The 18,734-nt window shown below is 58.0% G+C and carries 14 protein-coding genes; 7 read left to right on the top strand and 7 right to left on the bottom strand.

Features of this window, described 5'->3' with window-relative positions; all coding sequences use genetic code 11:
• Positions 1 to 356: 356 nt before the first annotated feature.
• A complete protein-coding gene (locus tag ACVMB0_RS37755) occupies positions 357 to 1,277 on the top strand; it encodes a branched-chain amino acid transaminase (protein ID WP_461349504.1) in 921 nt (306 codons plus the stop codon).
• Positions 1,278 to 1,343: 66 nt separating this feature from the next.
• On the opposite strand, the gene ilvE is transcribed toward ACVMB0_RS37755, so the two are convergent.
• The 4 genes from ilvE to aepX form a co-directional block, all read right to left on the bottom strand.
• Positions 1,344 to 2,255 (bottom strand): branched-chain-amino-acid transaminase, encoded by a 912-nt coding sequence (gene ilvE / locus ACVMB0_RS37750; RefSeq protein ID WP_461349503.1) that lies wholly within the window; start codon positions 2,253 to 2,255, stop codon positions 1,344 to 1,346.
• Positions 2,256 to 2,461: 206 nt separating this feature from the next.
• A complete protein-coding gene (locus tag ACVMB0_RS37745; RefSeq protein WP_461349502.1) occupies positions 2,462 to 3,070 on the bottom strand; it encodes a CDP-alcohol phosphatidyltransferase family protein in 609 nt (202 codons plus the stop codon).
• A 7-nt stretch (positions 3,071 to 3,077) separates the two neighbouring features.
• Positions 3,078 to 3,869, bottom strand: coding sequence for a phosphocholine cytidylyltransferase family protein (locus ACVMB0_RS37740; protein ID WP_461349501.1), 792 nt, complete (start codon positions 3,867 to 3,869; stop codon positions 3,078 to 3,080).
• Between the two features lie 465 nt (positions 3,870 to 4,334).
• Positions 4,335 to 5,201 carry a phosphoenolpyruvate mutase gene (gene aepX, locus ACVMB0_RS37735; protein ID WP_461349786.1) on the bottom strand — a complete coding sequence of 289 codons (867 nt, stop codon included), beginning with the start codon at positions 5,199 to 5,201 and terminating at the stop codon, positions 4,335 to 4,337.
• A gap of 1,016 nt (positions 5,202 to 6,217) precedes the next feature.
• Between aepX and ACVMB0_RS37730 the strand changes: the two genes are divergently transcribed.
• The 6 genes from ACVMB0_RS37730 (at position 6,218) to ACVMB0_RS37705 (ending at position 14,097) form a co-directional block, all read left to right on the top strand.
• Entirely contained in the window at positions 6,218 to 6,469 is a 252-nt protein-coding gene (locus ACVMB0_RS37730; protein ID WP_461349500.1) for a hypothetical protein, read from the top strand.
• 343 nt (positions 6,470 to 6,812) lie between these two features.
• The gene (locus ACVMB0_RS37725; protein WP_461349499.1) at positions 6,813 to 7,067 is read left to right on the top strand and encodes a transcriptional regulator domain-containing protein; all 255 of its coding nucleotides are present in this window, start codon (positions 6,813 to 6,815) and stop codon (positions 7,065 to 7,067) included.
• A 61-nt stretch (positions 7,068 to 7,128) separates the two neighbouring features.
• A complete protein-coding gene (locus ACVMB0_RS37720; RefSeq protein WP_461349498.1) occupies positions 7,129 to 7,659 on the top strand; it encodes a DUF2285 domain-containing protein in 531 nt (176 codons plus the stop codon).
• A 298-nt stretch (positions 7,660 to 7,957) separates the two neighbouring features.
• On the top strand, positions 7,958 to 9,787 hold the full coding sequence (locus ACVMB0_RS37715) for an alpha,alpha-trehalose-phosphate synthase (UDP-forming) (protein ID WP_461349497.1): 1,830 nt from the start codon (positions 7,958 to 7,960) through the stop codon (positions 9,785 to 9,787).
• Positions 9,788 to 10,409: 622 nt separating this feature from the next.
• The gene (locus ACVMB0_RS37710) at positions 10,410 to 12,530 is read left to right on the top strand and encodes a prolyl oligopeptidase family serine peptidase (protein ID WP_461349496.1); all 2,121 of its coding nucleotides are present in this window, start codon (positions 10,410 to 10,412) and stop codon (positions 12,528 to 12,530) included.
• A gap of 595 nt (positions 12,531 to 13,125) precedes the next feature.
• Complete coding sequence (locus tag ACVMB0_RS37705; RefSeq protein ID WP_461349495.1) at positions 13,126 to 14,097, top strand: LysR substrate-binding domain-containing protein; 972 nt, start codon at positions 13,126 to 13,128, stop codon at positions 14,095 to 14,097.
• Positions 14,098 to 14,110: 13 nt separating this feature from the next.
• Here ACVMB0_RS37705 and ACVMB0_RS37700 read toward each other — a convergent pair whose 3' ends face one another.
• From ACVMB0_RS37700 to ACVMB0_RS37690, 3 genes are all read right to left on the bottom strand, one after another.
• Positions 14,111 to 14,476, bottom strand: a complete 366-nt coding sequence (locus ACVMB0_RS37700; protein WP_461349494.1) for a DUF3088 family protein — start codon at positions 14,474 to 14,476, stop codon at positions 14,111 to 14,113.
• Positions 14,477 to 14,492: 16 nt separating this feature from the next.
• Positions 14,493 to 15,671 (bottom strand): MFS transporter, encoded by a 1,179-nt coding sequence (locus ACVMB0_RS37695; protein ID WP_461349493.1) that lies wholly within the window; start codon positions 15,669 to 15,671, stop codon positions 14,493 to 14,495.
• Positions 15,672 to 16,033: 362 nt separating this feature from the next.
• Positions 16,034 to 18,274 (bottom strand): tetratricopeptide repeat protein, encoded by a 2,241-nt coding sequence (locus tag ACVMB0_RS37690; RefSeq protein WP_461349492.1) that lies wholly within the window; start codon positions 18,272 to 18,274, stop codon positions 16,034 to 16,036.
• Between the last annotated feature and the right edge of the window lie 460 nt (positions 18,275 to 18,734).

Raw genomic sequence — 18,734 nt, 5'->3', positions numbered from 1 at the left:
TATATCACTAGACCTTTTGGCGAAGACCCCCTATGGTCTGGGAGTTGACTGGGGAACGGCAGGCATGGCGGGCAGCTCAAAGATGAATGGGGGCGGGGCATTGGGACGTCATGACCCAAAAGGCGAGTGAACGCCGCCGGGGCTGCAGATGTGATCGTACCAAGCCATCACGAGTTCGCTTCGATAATCCGTGCCGTGCTCGTGCGATCGACGCAGCGGCGCTCCAGCGCGCGGGAGGCTCGGCTCAAGAGCCAGATCGTCTCATTGAGGATTCCTCTGCCTGCGGCAAATAGCCGGCGAAGCGGATCGAGGCCGGCTTCCTCCACAGAGCTATTAACATTCCTTAAGGAGAGAACATGACCCTGCCTGCGCCATACGCATCGCTGAACGGAAGGATCGTTTCCTGGCCGGAGGCCACAATGCATATCTTCAGCCCCGCCGCGAAATATGGCCTTGGAGTCTTTGAGGGGGTGCGGGCCTACTGGAGCGAGCAGCAGGGCCGCCTCCTCCTATTCCGAATGGAAGACCACATGCGGCGCTTGGCCTACAGTCACAAGGCTGTACGCTTCGACGCTCCCTTCACGGCCGCGGAACTGACAAAGCAGACTGCAGACCTGGTCAGGGCCTGCGGATATCGAGAGAGCACTCACCTGCGGATCATGAGTTACCTGGACGGTCAGGGAGACATGACAGTAACGGGGCCGATCGGCACCGCTATCACAGCGCTGGCCCGGCCGGTGCCCAAGGCAGTGCTCGATGGTGTCCAGGCTCAAGTGAGCTCTTGGGTGCGGATTCCGGATCGGGCCATGCCAGCCCGCATCAAAGCTAACGCCAACTACCACAACTCACGATTGGCTCACATGCAGGCCATTGCAGACGGCTACCAGCAGGCCCTGCTGCTAAACGAGCAGGGCAATTTGGCCGAGGCCCCGACGTCAACGCCTTTTATCGTCCGCGATGGCGTGGTGGTGACGCCGCCGCTTTGCGAAGACGTGCTGGAAAGTATCACCCGGGATACGATCCTCAAGCTCGCGCGCGAAAGCCTCGGCCTACCGGTGGAGCAGCGGGTTGTGAACCGCTCAGAACTATATGCGGCCGACGAGGCCTTCCTTGTGGGGACGGGAGCGGAGGTGACACCGATTCTCGGCATCGACCGGCTTCCAGTGGGCGATGGGAAGCCCGGGTCGGTTGTGCGAGCATTACAGGCGGCCTACTTCGATCTTGTCCACGGGCGTACAAATCTCTGGCCGAATTGGCTCACGCCCGTCGAGATTTAGCATGGATCTGCCGCGCCTCCGTGAGGATCCTTCCAGGTCGTTGAAGAAGCGTCTGAACACATGCCATCAAAAGACCGGAGTTCGCCACGAGGCATATGCTCCATTTTTGCCCGTGGCGACCGCCCTATATACCTCCATTAATCGTTGCGTTTTGATTCCAGGTTGACCGTTCCCAACAGGTATGCGGTCGATTGATGTCACTGGTGTAATTTCGGCACCAGTGCCGCAATGGAATACTTCGTCGGCGAGGATCAATTCGGTTCGATCGACATCGCGCTCAACCGTCAGTAGTCCAAAATAGCTGCGGGCTAATTCGATCACGGTCCGGCGTGTAATCGATTCTAGTATGTCATTGGTCCCGCTCGGCGTAATCAACTGATCATCGCGAACCATGAACACGCACGTCGCGGGTGCCTCGGCCAGCTTTCCTCTCGTGTTGAGGAGGAAAGCGACATCGTATCCATCCCGCTGGGCCTGCATGGTTGCCAATCGAGCGTTATGATAGTTTGCGTTAGCCTTGATGCGCGCGGGCATCACATTATCTGGCATGCGCATCCAAGAACTAATCTGAGCAGAGGCGCCTTGGTCCTGAGCGGACTGCCGCGGTAGCGCAGTGATCGCGATTCCTGCCGGACCTGTTGCTCCTATGTCGCCGGTCCCGTCTATGAAAGCCATCAACCGGATATGCACGGTCGTACAAAACGCATTTGCGCGGCACAAGCCAACAAGTGCCTCGGTCAGCTCTTCTCGGGATGGCCCCGGATCGAACCGCATGGCCTTTCGCGAGAACGCAAATCGATCGAGGTGTTCTGCGAGGCGGAAGAGATACATTTGCCGTGCATCTTCATTCCAATAGCCGCGGATTCCTTCGAAAACTCCTATGCCATACTTTGTCACAGGTGCGAATACGTGCACCTTGGCATCATTCCAAGGAACGATTTGGCCATTAAGATATGCAAATTGTGCGGTCGAATTCATCTTCACCTGTGACGAATAAAGAGCTGTCGATATTTGGGGTGCCTGATCAGCAAGTCGGCGACCTCCTCGCTACCGTCGATCGCACGACGAGGCGTCAGCGACTTCGTCCTGTTACCTTTTCTGGTGTGCGGACAGGCGCGATGTGCGTAGTTTTGCTCCCCTTGATTCTGTGAAGCGTGGGTGTGTATCCTTCGTCTCGGACTGGCCTAGTCGGGACGCCTTAATGCGAGGATAGCCGACGCGACTATGGCGAAGATGGTGATCGCGGCGTACATAGCCGGAACCGGCGATGGCACCCGAATCGACGAGACATGTAATCCCGCAAGTAGGAGAAAAATGCCGAGCGTGAGAGTTACGAATAGTTCGCTCGGAAGAAGCGGCCGAACAACAAAGGCCGCAGCCATTATCGGGACATCATATGATAGCGGCACCCCTAAGAAACGCCCATCGGCTGATTTGCCGAAGTTCGCAAAGTAGCTAAGCCTAATTGCCCCAGCCGCGAGTAGGGAGGTTGCGGTCACCAGGGCGAGAACGGAAGCGCGGCTGAGTTGGATTACAATTGCGGCAGGCAAAACAGCGCCGTAGATAATGTCAGCAAATCCGTCGAGGCTCTTTCCCATCTTTGCAACATCCGGATGGCGATGCTTTGTGCGAGCTGCCACGATCCCGTCGAGGTGATCGCATAGGACGGCCCAAAGTGCCGCGGCTATCGACAGTTCAAGACGACCTGAAAGAGCAAGAAATAGACTGGCGGACGAAAGAAGAAGGCCGCCAGTTGTTATGGCGTTCGCTGGATCCCAGAGATATCTAAGCATTTGACTTTCACTTTCTGTGGGTCATGCCTTGGTGCTCCGCTCCCCTGAAAATGCGCTCTGCGATCTGCAGATCTTCAGGAGTATCGATTTCGTACCACTTGAGGTGATCGCATCGTGCCGTTGCCAGCTGCAGACCACGCAGTTCGACAAGATAAGAAAGAAGCTCCTCTGTGTAGGCCTGGGTCGCTCCGGACCCAATGATCTCGTCCAGCGCTGGAACGATCGTCTCCTTGAGAGTTGCTGCCGAAAGTCTTAACAGGTTCATCACCTTGAAAAGCCTTGGCCCATTCGCGCTCCGGTTGGCCCCGGTTTGCTTCATTCGGAACTCCGAGATGAGGCCGTTATCCGACAACAGAACTGCCGATCCTTCCATCAGTTCATCGAAAGGAGCGATTGCCGCCACGTCGCTCGCCTGGCTGAGCAGCAGATAACGCAGCGCATCCTCCTCGAAAAAGACGTCGCCCTCGAGGAGAAAACAGTCTCCGGAAAGCAGAGCCTCGCGCGCGAGCCACAGCGAATAGGCGCTGCCGGTGCGGTCGAAGGCTGGCGAGTCCACATAGTTGATCCCAAGCGTACCGAAGCGGCGACCGCACGCGTATTGAATAGCGTCCTTGCGGTAACCAACCACGAGCGTCACCTCTTCGACGCCGACTGCTTCCAAGTTGCGGAGAGCATTGTGGAGAATTGGCATGCCGTTGACCTCGACCAGCGGCTTCGGTCGTAGATCCGTCAGCGGTCGAAGGCGAGAGCCGACGCCGGCGGCGAGGATGATGGCGTTCTTGGGTGCATTGATAGCCATTTGAATAGCTTTAGTGTCTAGGGATGTCGTCTTTGTTCAGACCACCACGAATGCGACGCGCTATGTCGGGCCGTTCGAGTCGGTAATAACAATGGACGCTGGCCTACGGCGCTATAGGCGCTTTCGGTCGATCGAAGATGCTGCAGAAAGTCGCTTGCGGCGCAACGCCAGGGGCATCCCGCATTCAGCTAGGACAAAATATTGTCCGTGGGCCGGCTCAGCGCGCTCGTAGATCTAAGTAGGTTTTTCCGCCAGGTGAAGGGATCAGGGCGGGGCATCGCTTCGGTTAGGGGCATCGCTGCGGTTAGTTCAGCCTGGTAAGAAGTTTCGTGCCGCTTGATAGCATTTCCAACACTGGGACTGTGAACGATCATGTCAACGGACGGTGAAGCGAAATGCTGTAGCGGAGCAGATGGTTGCATGGCGACAGTCCTTCAGGAGCGTGTATACAATGCGCGAAGAAAGCTATTGCCGGATGTCGCCAGAATGCAGATATCGCGCTTCCGCCTCGGCGAGTTCGTCGTACTTAAACAGTTCGAAGAGCTCGTCGAGCGTTGCGATATTGGGCTCAATGCCCGCAGAGCTCTCATCAGCTAAGATGCGATTGCAGACCTGCCGCATGGCTGTTATTGCAGCTCGCATGGAGTGGTTGGCCCAGATCACCGTAGAAATGTGGGCTTTGCGATAGGTAGACACCGGGGTTCGATAGTATTTCGTTGGAACAATCACCACCGGCAGCCTGTTCTGCCAGGCGCGCATGAACGTGAGGATCTCGTCCGCTGCGGTCTTTCGCGAATGGATGAGGATCGCATCGGCCCCCGCATCGGCGTAAGCGTGTGCGCGCGAAATTGCTTCGTCCATTCCTTGCCGGGCGATTAATGCCTCGATGCGGGCCACGAGGATGAGGTCGTCCGAGACTGTGTCCTTTACAGCGCGCAAACGGCCCGAGAATTCGTCGATTTCGGCGAGAGGATGCCGATCACCGACAAATGAATTCATCTTCGGAAAACAGCTGTCTTCGAGCGCGACGCCCGCAGCACCGCGTTGATGAAGTTTGCGCGCCAATAGACGAGCGTTATTGAAGTTGCCAAAGCCGCCGTCCCCGTCGACCAACACAGGCAGCCCGCTAGTATCCACAATCCGCTCAACGGCATCGACAAGCTGACTCCATGAAGCTTCGTTGGCGTCCCGGTAACCTAGAGAGGAGGCAATCGACAGGCCCGATGCCCAAAGGCCCTCGAAACCTGCGCGCGCGGCGATCGCGGCGGAGATACCATCATGCGCTTCCATCAGAAACGAGAGTTCGCTGCTGCAGCAGATCTGGGAGCGCATTCGTTCGGCAAGTGAGGAAGTGCCAATATGGATGCGGCGGTTGGCGGGTTCAGAAGGCGATAGGGCTTGCATGCCGAGTTCCTGTGCGCTTGACCGACCGACGTTCATCAACGGAAGGTGACATGTGGCTGTCATCTGGAGCAATGACGAGCACAGGTAGTTGACGGGACCCCGACTTCGTGCGGCACCGCCGCGATGTGCAGCAATCAGCGGTACGACCGTACGGAAGGCAGCCAATCGTCGGGCGAAGACTGTGCTGATCGTGTAGCCTCGCTGCGGTCCTGGACTGCGGTTCGCAGGAGTGGTCAACTTGACCGCACGAGGCCAGAACTTTCGATCGGGCGACATGCCAGAACCGCTGTGTGCGTCAGAGTTCAAACATTGTCGGATCGATGACACATCCACTCGAGTTACTGACATTGATGATTAAGCTGTCCAAACTGGCATAAGCCTGATTGAGACATGCCGGCAGCAACAACCGTTGAAGGAGCCGCAATGGTGGCTTGCGGGATCGTTGGCTCTCAACGGATTTCCCGCTTCGCGAACGGAAATGACCATTTCGATGGCGCGAGCCATTCCAGGGCACATGTGGTCTGGTCAGCATGATCAATTACTGGATCGTGGTCCGCGACAATATCTCTGCGCGTTCGAACCTGGGCGCTGCGCCCCTGCCCGGACCTTTGCCGGCCGGCGATAATATCGACAGACAGCTATATGCAAAAGGTTCGACGCCGACGTTCGGCGCATGGACCTTGATGGACCGGCTGCGGTTGACTGGAACGAGGTCAACACCCTGGCGGTTCTCGGGCCGAAGGGATATGAGGGGCTTGCCGTCGGCTTCGGCGTCCTGCGCGGGATGGTGCAGACGCACTGGAAGGAGTTATTTCCCCCGATAGCGTGGCGAGATGCCCGGGCCGGAGCGATCGATTGGCTCCTTGGCCCTGGGCCGGTGCCGGCCACCAATGAGACTTCGGATGCTAGCGCTTCAACTGTAATCGCCGCCTGGGATGCGCTCGATGGACTCGCTCATGAACTCAAGCGGAACCTTGGCCCGCGAGCAGACCACTCTGGATGTTTTGATCCGGGAGCCGCAATTGTATAACGAGCGCGCCACGGGTGCGATCACCACGGCGACCGTACTTGCAGCGGAAGCCATGCAAGCGGCTAAACAGGCGCCGGACCGCTTCCCTGCCTCCCTCGCTGAGGCTGCTCAACCGGATCCCCGTATATCGTGCGCTCCCTATGGCGCGGATGACGACCGCACATGACTTTGTAGAACGCTTGCTCAATTTGGGGCCGCAAAGGAGAGGGGCGAACCTTGTTCGCGCGCCGTGGACGGTCGATTGAGGCTCGTTGATTGAGCATACCGGGTGCCGTAATTGCGATTGTCCGAGATATCGCTTCGCTATGAGCTTCGTCCATCGCCTCGATCCGTTGAGCACGCCAGCTCGCCAGGACGCGGTTCGAAGCTATCAGATGGCTGAGAGGCCATGCCCGGAAAACGAAAAGCGGGGGTATCGGATGTGGATTGAATGCTTTCCATCGAAAAAGTTGATCATTTTATCGGGTAAGTGCATGAAGTGTTGAGCAGCGGCATACGTGCAACCACAAATGGCCACAACCATCCCGTTTCCTCGCGTGTGCGTTGAGAGCACGTGCGGGGAAAATGGTGAGATGTCAGGTGCCGACTGGAGATCAGAGAGTGCATATCAGGATGTCAGGAAAGCAGAAGCCGCGGACACAGCCTGGGAATGGCTGCGCCGCGATCGGGAGTATCAAAAGGACTTCAGCGCGCTGAGCAGGCGCAGACGATCCGTTGCTACAGACCACTTCCGGCGAAAGTGGGGACTGACGTTTCGCTGCTGATCCGGAAAAGCCGTTCGACGAACAGGCTGTTTTCTGGGCGCCTGAGGCGCTGTCGACCGTGGTGACTATCCGCACGGCGGTCCGCCCGGTCGCATCCGATCGATACAGGCTTGATTTCACTGAACTGGTTGGCAGCGAGGTTCGACAAGCCGCCGATGGTTGGCATGCCATTGTGCCGCTTGGAGGAGCCAAACACCGGCTCTGGCTGAATGAACTTCCGCGGCGCGGATCGCTGGTTGGCATCGATTTGCCACTTGACCGCAGCTTCGACCTCCGTTTGCAGGCTGCATATCGATTTTGGCTGGCGCTCGAAGAGCGCCCTGTTGGACCGCCACCTCTCGCCCAATCGATCGGCACCCGCAACCGGCACATCTTCGCCCTGCGTGCACTCGACGGGTGGCTCGAAGGCAACAGCTACCGCAACATCGCCGAAGGCCTGTTCGGCAAGACCCGCATCCCGGATCGAGGCTGGAAAACACACGACCTGCGCAGCCGGACCATTCGCCTTGTCCGGATGGGGCTGCACCTGATGCGAGGTGGTTATCGTGACTTGCTCCGTTACAAACGCAAGGACAGGGACGACACTTCATGACTTCGCTGCGTGGCCCGCTCCATGTGGCGGGCTCCCGACTTGCCACGCAGGATGCCGCGGCGTCCTCCCTGCGAAGACAACGATCCGGGATCACCGTCGGATCCTGTGCGGGCCAGCAGACAGCCTCATCCAATGCGCACCGCGCGGCCCTGGACGTGAATACGTTCCTGCTGCGGCGATTGGCTCGCGACTGGTCAGCTTCCCGAAAGCTGGCCCTGCCATCCTGCGTCGTGGGGATACTTCTCGGGGCTGATCTGCGACTGAATCAAACGCAAACATCGTCAAACGGAGTTTTGAGATGGTTCGATATGATGCGCTCTACATGGCAGCCTTGGCCTACAGCAGTACATCAGGCGCTACCCAGCAAGATGAAACCAAAAACCGGCATGTCTTTGGCCAACAGTTGGACCGGATAGCGCCAGAGCTGAATGAACAAGCCAGTGCAGGCCCCGCCCATTCTATTGCCTCGGACGAGGTGGCAGATGTGATCAACCAGCAACCTGATTTGAAGCTTGTCGTCATTTCGAACCGCGTTGCGCCCTTCGACCCCAGTAAACCCCAGACCGGCGGCCTTGCCGCCGCCCTCGAACCGGTCGTGCAACGGTCCGGCGCGGTCTGGGTCGGCTCTTCGGAAAACCGCGGCGATGGGACCGAGGTGCCCCTGCCGCTGGTCGAGACTGGGGCGGGATTTGTCGCCAGGCTCGATCTGCCGGCCGCTGACCATGCTGGCTATTATCGTGGTTTTTCGAACTCGACGTTGTGGCCGGCACTGCACTCCCTGCCGGACCGGATGTCGGTCTCCGAAGACGATTATGAAAACGATTACCAAAGCTATCAAAGGACCAACAGTTATATTGCGGGTGCCGTCTTCGACGTACGGGATCGGGACGCATTCTGGGTGCATGATTATCATTTGCTCCCGCTCGGAGCCCGACTGCATGAACTCGGCATCGACCGGCCGACCGGCTTCTTCCTTCACACGCCGTGGCCGGCGCCCGATATGGTCGATAGCGTACCCAATCATCGCGAACTGGTGAAGGCGACGCTGAAGTATGACCTGATCGGATTCCAGACGAACCAGGATCTGAATAACTTCTCGGCGTACCTCCGAACCCATTTCGGACTGGAGACTGAGAATGGCGTCGTCACCACGGAGCGCGGTCAGACGCGACTGAAAAAGTTCCCAATCGGGATCGATCCCAAGCAGTTCGCAGACTATCTCGCTGCAGATATCTCTGCTGCAGAGCAAGAAAAAGTCTCGTCATTGTTGCAAAACTTCGAAGGATCCAAGTTTGCGATCGGCGTGGACCGGCTCGATTACACCAAGGGTATTGACAAGCGGGTCGAAGGGTTCAATCAGCTGCTAAGGACAGAACTCCACAGCATCTCGCTGTTGCAGATCGCACCGTCCTCACGCGCCGATGTCGAGCAGTATCAGAAATATAAAGAAGACGTGGAGAGCGCGATCAACCGGGTCAATGCCGAGCATGGCACCGACAGGTGGAGCCCGATCCACTACAAGAACGATTCGTTCAGCCAGGCGGCACTCGCGCGGCTTTACCGCGCCGCCCATGTCGGCGTCGTGACCCCGTTGCGCGACGGCATGAATCTTGTGGCGAAAGAATATGTTGCGGCACAAGACCCGAAGGATCCCGGCGTTCTGGTCCTATCCAAGTTCGCGGGCGCCGCTGAAGACTTCAACGAGAACGAGGCACTTCTGGTGGATCCGAACAACCCTGAAGAGATCGCAGCCGCTATCTCGAAGGCGATCCGCATGCCGCTTGAGGAGCGTGTCACCCGGTGGCGCTCGATGATGGACAAGATTGAATCCTATACCATCCACGACTGGTCGGCGGATTATGTTCGAGAGCTGGATAAGAGCCGTGTCACTGTCCCAGCTGATCAGTTCCATCGTCTCGGTCTCGGCTGGACCAACGAAGCTCAAATGCCGCTGTACCAGAATTATGCCACGGCTTTGACTGCTTTCAACCAAGTCGACCCCGCTGATACCGCCTTGAAGGAGGCTGCCTATGCAGATGTTGAGTCAAGCTTTGAGGCGCTAGCGGCTCCACTGATGCGTACGCAGGACAGACTCTGGGTCCTGCCGACACCGGACAGCATCGCCTAGTTCTGGTCGCATAGCAGTCCCGTGCCGGGGAGAAAACAGCACACGGCAGATTGCGCTTCTGCGGCAGGCGAGAGGCACAATACAGGTCTGGCAGCTGGCGCGGTTCTTTCGATCCGCGCTGGCTCACATGATGAGCGGAATGTCGCGGCAGATACTTACAGTCACGAATTGGAGATCGCCATGCGCACTGCCATCAGCTTGATCGCGATCTGGCTGCTGATCAACGCGCTGTTCTATGTCATGCTGATGCGCGGCGACAAGTCTGCCCGATGATCCGGATCAGAAGAGCGGACCTCATATTTTGAGTAAGCGTTCCGATGGCGGGTCGGGAGCGTCCCTCTGTTCCGGCTCTTGGCCGCTGAAGATCCATAGTACTGGTGCTGTCTGAGACACATGTCGTGCCGACATTGCCCTGTCTGCTTGGCAACCAATGTCGGCAAGCGAACATGATCGTGCAGCCCTGAGCGGCTGAAACTTGCGGCGCTTTGCTCGGCATGCAGCTTGCAGTGAACGGTTCGCGAGATAGCGCGAGCCGAACCATGTCATGCGTTGCGTACTTTCTGCAGCTTCTGCTTGACGCGTCAGGCCAACGTGGCCGCTCGACCTCAGCCGGAGCAAGTCCATGAACACGTCACTTCTCTCTGCAGCGCTGCTTTCGATTGCCTGCGTCACCTCCGCTGCGATTTCACAGGAGCGAAACGTGGCGGCGGTCACGGAGGATCCATTCCTCTGGCTTGAGGAGATCGAAGGACAGGGCGCATTGGCATGGGCCCGGGCCGAGAACGAGAAGACACTTGGCGTGCTCCAATCGGATCCTCGCTATCACCGGTTCTACGAACAGGCGCTCTCAATCTTGCAGGCCAAGGATCGAATTCCATACGTCTCCTTGGGACGTCGCGGGTTGGAGAATTTTTGGAAAGACGAGGACCATGTGCGCGGCATCTGGCGGCGCACCACGCTTGAAAGCTATCGTCGCCAAGACCCACGGTGGGAAACCATCCTTGACGTGGACGCCTTGGCGGTTGCCGAGAACAAGAACTGGATCTTTCAAGGCGGCAGCTGCCTTCCGCCAGAAGAGCGCCTCTGCCTGATCAGCCTTTCAGACGGCGGCAAGGATGCCGCGTCCATACGCGAGTTCGACAGCGAGGCAAAGCGCTTCGTTGCGGACGGCTTTTATCTTCCAGAGGGCAAGCAGAGCGTCAGCTGGGTCGATCGAGACACGCTCCTTGTTGCACGGGACTGGGGCGAGGGCTCGTTGACGCAGGCCGGCTACCCCTTCGTGGTCAAGGAGCTCAAACGCGGTCAACCGCTCAGCGAGGCGCGCGAGGTCTTTCGCGGCGATCCCAACGATGTTCGGGCAGTGCCCTTGGTGCTTCGAGACAATGAAGGTCATATTCATGCGACCGGCGTCATCCGAGCGATCGGGTTTTTCGAGCATGAATACGTGCTTTTCCGCGGCGATGGGCTCGTCAAACTCAATCTGCCGAAGAAAGCGGCGATCGTGGGCCTCGTGAGCCATCGCCTGCTTGTGAAACTTGACGAGGAGTGGACGCCGTCGGGGGATGTCAGCTTCAGTGCCGGCTCGCTAATTTCGTATGACCTGACCGAATGGAAAGCCGATCCGCTGCGCGCCAAAGCCTCGCTTGTCTTCAAGCCTGGGCCTCGTCAGGCCCTGAGCGGGCTAAGCTTCACAAAGAACCTGTTGATCCTGACGATCCTGGATAACGTTCAAAGCAAAGCGTCCGTGTACAAGTACGATCAGGGAGGCTGGTCGGCGACGCCAATCCCGCTGCCGGAACATACCAGTGTCGGCGTGACGGCCGCCTCCGACGAAGCGGACCAGGCCATGTTCGCCGTCTCAAGCTATCTCAGGCCAACGTCAGTCTGGTATTTTGACGCCAAAACTCAAAAACTAGAGGAATTGAAGACGACACCTACTGCCTTCGACGCCTCCAACCATGTCGTAGAGCAGTTCGATGCGACTTCGCGTGATGGCACGTCAATTCCATATTCTCTGGTGCGACCGAAAAACGCTAGGTTTGACGGCGCGATTCCGACACTTCTTTATGGCTATGGCGGGTTCCAGGCTTCGCTTCTGCCCTCTTATCTAGGCCCCGTGGGGCGGCTCTGGCTCGAACAAGGCAATGCCTATGTCGTTGCAAATCTGCGCGGGGGCGGCGAGTTCGGCCCGCAATGGCATCAAGCAGCCCAGCGGGCGGCGAAGCAGGCGACGTGGGATGATTTCATCGCCGTTGCGGAGGACCTGATCCGCCGCAAGATCACAAGTCCGCGCCGGCTCGGTGTCATTGGCGGCAGCCAGGGCGGGCTACTCGTTGGCACCGCAATCACCCAACGTCCTGAGCTCTTCAACGCGGCGATCATTCAGGTGCCACTGTTTGACATGCTTCGATACACCAAATTGGGCGCGGGCGCCTCCTGGATCGGCGAATACGGCGATCCCGATTGTCCCGAGCAGCGCGCGTGGATCGAAGCCTACTCCCCCTATCAGAAACTGGTGCCGGGCAAGCCGTACCCCGCGCCTTTAATTCTGACCTCCACCAAGGACGATCGTGTGCATCCCGCGCATGGTCGCAAGGCTGCAGCAAGGCTCGCGGCCTTGGGCCAGCCTTACTTCTATTACGAGAACATCGATGGGGGGCACAGTGCGGCGGCCAACCTCATCGAAACGGCGCGTCGACTAGCCCTTGAATACACCTACGCATCGAGGCGGCTTTTGTTCTGAATAAACCGGCGGACCGGCCAATCGAACCAGGTTCCAGACCATTGGCGACCCCCGGTTACCGCGTCCGCCAGCTGAATCATCGAGGCGAGCTGCGAGGCGATGCACAGAACCAGCCAATCGACGGACCAGATGCTGCGAGTTTAACGCAAGCTGGACGAATTCCTGTAACGCTGGAGGTGCGCGAACGCGAGCCCGCAATGTCCAGCTCATCTTGCAATATGGCCGGCAAGGGGCCTCCTCATCAAGGATCGACCTATGCTGGACCAGATTGGCCATGAGTTGGCGTTCTAAATCTCTAGCTCGGTTTTTGGCATTGCTTGAGAGATCGCGCAGCGATGACCTTGCACCGAATGAATATGGAATCGAACTGTGCCTCAGGGCACCGGATCACGAGGGTTGTGTGCCTAAATCGATAGCTGGTCAGTGGGCTGGAGAGGGATCCAGTCCGTTGAGTTCGCCGTGACAGGCCGATCCGAAAGAAGTCTCGTTCGTGGCCAGTTCCGGCGGTGAACGAAGGCGTCGTCGATGCCTAAGAAAATCGGCACACGGTGCAGGGCTCCACAACAGCTGTCCCAGTGAGAGGCAGGAAAGAAAGATGCGCAAGCTACCGATCCTGAAAAGCCTCCATCTGTTTGAGGCAGTCAGCGAGTTTCCAAGTTTCTCACGGGCGGCCGAGCGGCTAAATATGACCACCGGCGCGGTAAGCTACCAGATGCGCCTGCTTGAGGATTGGTTCGGCAGGAAACTATTCGTGCGCCATAGTTCGGGCGTGCGTCTGACATCCGACGGCGAGCAGCTCAAGCGAAGCTGCGCGAGCGCGTTCACCATGCTCGAGAAGGGGTGCTACGAGCTACGAAGGCACCATGCGGGCCCCTCCGTCGTGGTCGGGGGCTCGACCGCTTTTCTGTCGCACGGCCTGTTGCCCCGTATCGGTCGATTCCGCAAACTCTATCCGGACATTGACCTTGTCTTTGAAACCGAAGCCGACCTTGACGCGCTCGCTGTTGGTGCGTTGGACATATTGTTTGTCGCCGGCCCACTGAAGCGGCCGTGTTCCGTCCGCGAGGTGCACGCTTCAACTGAGATGATTGGCCCAGTCTGTGCGCCAACTGCGCTCGAGGCCATCAATAGCCCGGAAGATATTCTGTCGATCTCTCTGTTGTACGAGGCCGACAGGCTGGACGCCTGGAGCGAATGGGCCAGCGCAGCTGCAATATGCCTGCAGGGATCGCGCAAAGTCGTCTTCGATACATTTTCCTTGACGATGGAGGCAGCAAAAAGTGGGCTGGGAGCCGCAATATCCTCGCAGATTTTGGTCAGAAGCAACCTTGAGAAAGGAGAGCTGGTGGCTCCATTGGGCTTCGTGCCGGTCAATCGGTCAATTTACATGTTTGTCAGCGGACAAGCCCGCAATAGCGCGGCCGTCAAACAGTTTGAGCGCTGGGCGTTGTCAGAAATATTGACGCCGGATTATCAGCCATCGCCTTTCGAGGCCCCAACCCGGCAGATCAAGCAAGCCGCTCGATTGAAGCGCCCCGATCGGTTCCTGCTGGCATCAAGTCGTTGATGACGACCATGGCCTACAAGGTGCCGACTGTTCGAGGGTAAGGCGCCGGAAATCCGTGGCGCGCGGTCAGAAGATCAAGGATTGCAAACAGTTCGTCGACATAGGGGAGCCCGTTCGCGTACTTCGCATTCTCCGGTAAAGGGCCTTTCTTCTCTAAAATCAGAACCGGCGCGGACTGGTGATCCTGCCCAAGCCGCTCGATGAGCGCGGTTCGTGGTCTCGCCCAGGAAATCCGACGAACGTCGAGCCTCGCAGCGCGGCTTGGAAACGCGGACAGCAACCCGTCCAATAGCAAGCATTGCCAGCAATAGAATTGTCGCCCCGGCAAGGCCGGATCCGCCAAAGGATGTTCTAACAGGAACAGCTGATCCCATGGCATGGTGTGGATCCCTGATCTAGCGATCGGCGGGACGTGAAGCTTGCGTATCCCTTGATCTGACCACCGCGAAGGTCGCAACGGCGAAGGCAACAAATGCGCTCGCCGCGCATAGGAGAAGGATTGTTCCCAGAGCAAGCCAATCACCTAGAAGCGATAAGGCAATGCCATTTCCCGCAACGCCGCTATAGGTGCAACATTGAAATAAGCCGGAGAGGCGACCGGCGCGGTCCGGAGCCACTGAAGACACCATGTGGGCGTGAGCGGCAGCCGCAAATATCTGGCCGAAACCAAGCATTGCGCTGCTGGACGCGATCACCACGGGCAGGCCCGCATCGAGTGACATCATTGCAAGGCATGCCGCAAGCAGCATCGCGGCCCCGGCAATGGTTGGCAAAGCGCCCATTAGCTCGTAAATCGGCTTGACGGCGAGCGCGCCCAGCAAGGCAAAAACGCCGTTCGCCATGACGATCGTCAGTAGAACGCTTTTGTCGAGAACCCCGTCAGCTGTGGCATGTATCGCAGGATAGACGTTGATGATGCCGGCGCCGAGGTTGAGCAGAAAGACAGCCAAGAATGCGGGATAGAGGGGTGCCAGGTCCAGGACGGTTCCGGAAGGCCGCGCCTCAAGCACGGCTGGCGTCCTTCTGAACTGCTGCTTGATGCCAAGGAGCACGACCAAGGACAGCATGATCGCCGATATGTTGAAGGCCAAGACGCCAGGCAAGTGCAATTGGTCGGTCAGCATGGCACCTGCAAACATTCCCAAAAGATAGGTCAGCCAGTCGATATTGGCGATATTGCGCAGCACCGCGATCATGCCGTCTTCCGATGTAATACGACGAAAGAAAGCAATCTCTGCAGACAAATAGACGGGCTGGACCAGGCTCAGGACGGCCATTGCGGCATAGCTCAGAAACGAATCGGCTCCGTCGCTGCCGAAGATGGCGAGCAGTGCGCAAATGCGAACAGCATTGACGATCATCATCGCTGAGATCGGATCGCCCCTGTCGACCAACGGCGACAGGAAGAGGCTGCCAAGCATGATCGGCGCAAAAGTGACCGCGATGCCGAGACCCGCGGCGCTCATGCCGGATTGCAGAAGGCCGATCAGGATGCCGATACGGAACGCCCAGCCGCCGATCTGGATGATCAAATGCGAGAGATAGATGAACTGCCGTGTGCTCGCCCCGCTCATTGTTGACTCAGCTCATCGAGGATCATCGGATCGCATGACGCGGACGGACAGGTGGATGGCACGGGCTTCTGGATACGACATCGGTGCAATGGGCCCGCAAGCCAACGACGAACGCTCTGGCAATAGACGGCTTGGCAAAAAGGGCATCTTATTTACCTATCTACCTCTCTATACCTCCCTGTGGCGTTCGGTCACTCGCGACAAGGCCTGCCAAGGCGCTTTCCTTGCCGGTCGGTCTGTGTTGCAGCGCGTCCTGCGACAGCATCCGCTAGGCCCAGCCGAAGCTCTGAGATGCAGCCATCATTTCCTGAGCGATCCTGTCTCTCGCTGCTCGAATGGAAAGAGTGCCATGAGCCGCAAGCTCACTTAGGCTTCGCGGAAGATGCAGAAACCCGGTCCCGCCGCGAGGCAAGGTCAGCTTGCAGGCTTTTCTCGATGTGCTCGCGGGTGAGGAGGTAGTCTGGATCTCCCCCGATCTCGACAGCGACCGTCGCATGGTTCAATGAAATATCCGGCCGGCCCTCGTTAAAGTATTCGATGGCGAGATTGTTGTGGGTGAGCGCATGCCGCGGGTTGAGTTCAAGGGCTCGAACATAGTGCGCGATGCTCTCGTGCGCCTTGCCAAGCTCGGAGTAGGCGAGGCCGATATTGCTCTGTAGGTCGGGGTTTTTGGCATTGATCTCGGCTGCCGCCAGATAGGACTCCAGCGCAGCTTTCGGCCTGTCCTGCCGCAGCAAGATGTTGCCCTTCTCGAAGTGAGCCCGCCATTCGTTTGGCTTGATGACAAGTGTCCTGTCGAGATCGGCGAGTGCGCCAGCGGCATCTCCCATTCTGCTGCGAAGGGCGGCCCTGTTCAGGTGAGCCTCATAATAGGGTGGGCAAAGTTCAATGGCGCGCGCATAGGCCTCCAGAGCCTCAGCTTCCCGTCCAGCCACTTTCGAAAGCAGGTTCCCCAGGTCGTTGTGATACTCTCCATAGTAGGGATCATAGGCAATGGCCTCACGCAGCTGCTTCTCAGCCCGAGGAAGTTCGTCGATGAGTTCATAGACCTGACTGGTGTTGTAGACCAGAATCGATTGATGAAGCTTGAAGCGCTCGTCGCCATACGCCTTCAGCATCTTGCCAAGGCCTTCGGCGCAAAGAGCGAGGGCTTCGTCGTACTTCTGCTGTTTGGCCTTGATGTAGGCATAGGCGTTCTCTGCAAACACCTTGATGTAGTCGTACTTGTCGTGCTCCCTGAAACCCCGTTCGATGGTCTCCAGGTTCCTTAACGCGTACTCTTCGGCCAGCGTGAGGTTGACCGGCTGTTGATAGCGTCCATACGTCATTGATTGGGCATAGAGAACCGTTGGCGTGTATCGGCTCTTTGGGAATGTTTTATAGAATTCATCCAGATAGGGAACCGATACCCGCCCGCAGCCGAGTGAGTACAGCACAAAAGCCGCGTTGATGAAGGCGGCATTCACGCTAGCATCTCCGGAGCCGTAGGTGCGAAGCGCGGGATCGGCGAAAATCTCTCCGAAATAGCCAAACCAGAGATCGTACAGGCCAATGCTCTGGAGGATCTGACTTGGTTCTGCAAGCAGCTCCAGGCGCTTGTACTTGTCCCGTACCGATAGCGCATGAAGCATGACGAGAGGCGCCTTGCCCGCCAGATAACGCTCCAGGCACGCGTGGTGCAACTGCTCGTGCAGATGATCTGCGGTGGCCTGCTCGAAGATCGCATAGTTCCGCTGCGCGATCAGATCGGGCGCAGTGCAGTTGGATTCGATGTATGATTTGAGAAGGCTGTGGCGTTCCCCGGTGTTGAGGCTGGCCAGATAGAGGTCCACCGTCGCTGTCGGGTCGAGATAGCCGACGACTGGTAATCCTGCCGCAGCGCATTTGCTCAGAGCCTCCGCGATCAACGGATTGCCGCCACTTGCCTCATAGATCTGCCGTCGATTCTCGGCGGGCAGGTCTCGGTCAAGGATCGAACCTAGCTCTTGCGAGCTATATCTGCCGAAATGAACCTCGCTGGCGTCCGGGAAATAGAGACGTTGTTCATAATCGATCAGAACGAAGCGAAACAGCCGCGCATCGTCGTCCAGCCTGACGAGGAGCTTGATCAGATTCTTGGCCGAGCCGGACAGGGCCGCCGCCCGATCGATGACGATGATGTGACGCTCGTTGAGCTGTCGGGCGCAGTTGACCAGGAATTCGGCCAGTCCGACCAGGAGCTTGTTTTGATATTCATGATGATAGAACCGGGTACGCTCCTCCTTGCTTGAGGTATTGGTGAGATCCTTCGGCACAGTGAAGGCGTCGCTGTTTAGGAGGGGGAATAGCCGCTTCAAGGATTGTTGTGCCGCCTCAACCAGTTTGGGCCTATTTTGTTTGGCCCACCTTAGTTCGGCGTCAATGAGCGTTTGCAGCCCGGCAAGATAGCCGCCGGTCCGCCAGTCGCCGTCAGTGATAGAGAAGTTATAATGGGAGCTCGCGAGTGCCGATTTGATCGTCGGCAGCGGCGCCATGCCCGCTTCCGCCTTCAAAATCGTAATCGCGCTGAGCTCGACGGATGCTGATATGGCTGAAACCACGCGCTGCTGGATCAGATCAACCATTTTACTCTCCCGAACTGTCGCGAAAGAGGGTGGTCGAAACGACCACCCTCCGATGCCGCTATGCGCTCATCTCATCAGGTAGATGCATCCAGGCATCCGTCGCACCAACCTAGAGCGTACCCGTGTACGGAGTGGTGGTGCGGATCGTGGTCTTGATCTCAGCGATCTTCTTTTTCATCACGCGTTCCTTTCCTTCTCTGGCACGCCAGACCCAAGCGAAAGCGCGTCTGGTCGTGCAGGACAAGAATAGTAAATTGCTGCACCAATCCGCAGTGAGATTCCTTGGCAGTCGCTGTCAAAAAGATTGAACACGCGGCTCGGATTGGCTGCCCGTTCGATTTGCAAGCGTTCAGGTAGCGATGTCGGTTTCGGCTGCCTTGGGCTGGCTGGTGGCGGAGGCGTAAGGACGAACCTCGTCGCAAGAGTCTCGCGAGGATGGGCACCTTGTGCAACTGCGCCG

Source organism: Bradyrhizobium sp. USDA 4451 (genome assembly GCF_054822585.1).
Note: the sequence above shows the minus strand (reverse complement) of the source record. Positions and strands in the feature narration are given on the sequence as shown.

Coding starts and splice junctions, on each gene's coding strand:
- ACVMB0_RS37755 (WP_461349504.1), top strand. CDS start 357: ATGACCCTGCCTGCGCCATACGCATCGCTGAACGGAAGGATCGTTTCC.
- ilvE (WP_461349503.1), bottom strand. CDS start 2,255: ATGAATTCGACCGCACAATTTGCATATCTTAATGGCCAAATCGTTCCT.
- ACVMB0_RS37745 (WP_461349502.1), bottom strand. CDS start 3,070: ATGCTTAGATATCTCTGGGATCCAGCGAACGCCATAACAACTGGCGGC.
- ACVMB0_RS37740 (WP_461349501.1), bottom strand. CDS start 3,869: ATGGCTATCAATGCACCCAAGAACGCCATCATCCTCGCCGCCGGCGTC.
- aepX (WP_461349786.1), bottom strand. CDS start 5,201: ATGCGCTCCCAGATCTGCTGCAGCAGCGAACTCTCGTTTCTGATGGAA.
- ACVMB0_RS37730 (WP_461349500.1), top strand. CDS start 6,218: ATGGACTCGCTCATGAACTCAAGCGGAACCTTGGCCCGCGAGCAGACC.
- ACVMB0_RS37725 (WP_461349499.1), top strand. CDS start 6,813: ATGGCCACAACCATCCCGTTTCCTCGCGTGTGCGTTGAGAGCACGTGC.
- ACVMB0_RS37715 (WP_461349497.1), top strand. CDS start 7,958: ATGGTTCGATATGATGCGCTCTACATGGCAGCCTTGGCCTACAGCAGT.
- ACVMB0_RS37710 (WP_461349496.1), top strand. CDS start 10,410: ATGAACACGTCACTTCTCTCTGCAGCGCTGCTTTCGATTGCCTGCGTC.
- ACVMB0_RS37705 (WP_461349495.1), top strand. CDS start 13,126: ATGCGCAAGCTACCGATCCTGAAAAGCCTCCATCTGTTTGAGGCAGTC.
- ACVMB0_RS37700 (WP_461349494.1), bottom strand. CDS start 14,476: ATGCCATGGGATCAGCTGTTCCTGTTAGAACATCCTTTGGCGGATCCG.
- ACVMB0_RS37695 (WP_461349493.1), bottom strand. CDS start 15,671: ATGAGCGGGGCGAGCACACGGCAGTTCATCTATCTCTCGCATTTGATC.
- ACVMB0_RS37690 (WP_461349492.1), bottom strand. CDS start 18,274: ATGGTTGATCTGATCCAGCAGCGCGTGGTTTCAGCCATATCAGCATCC.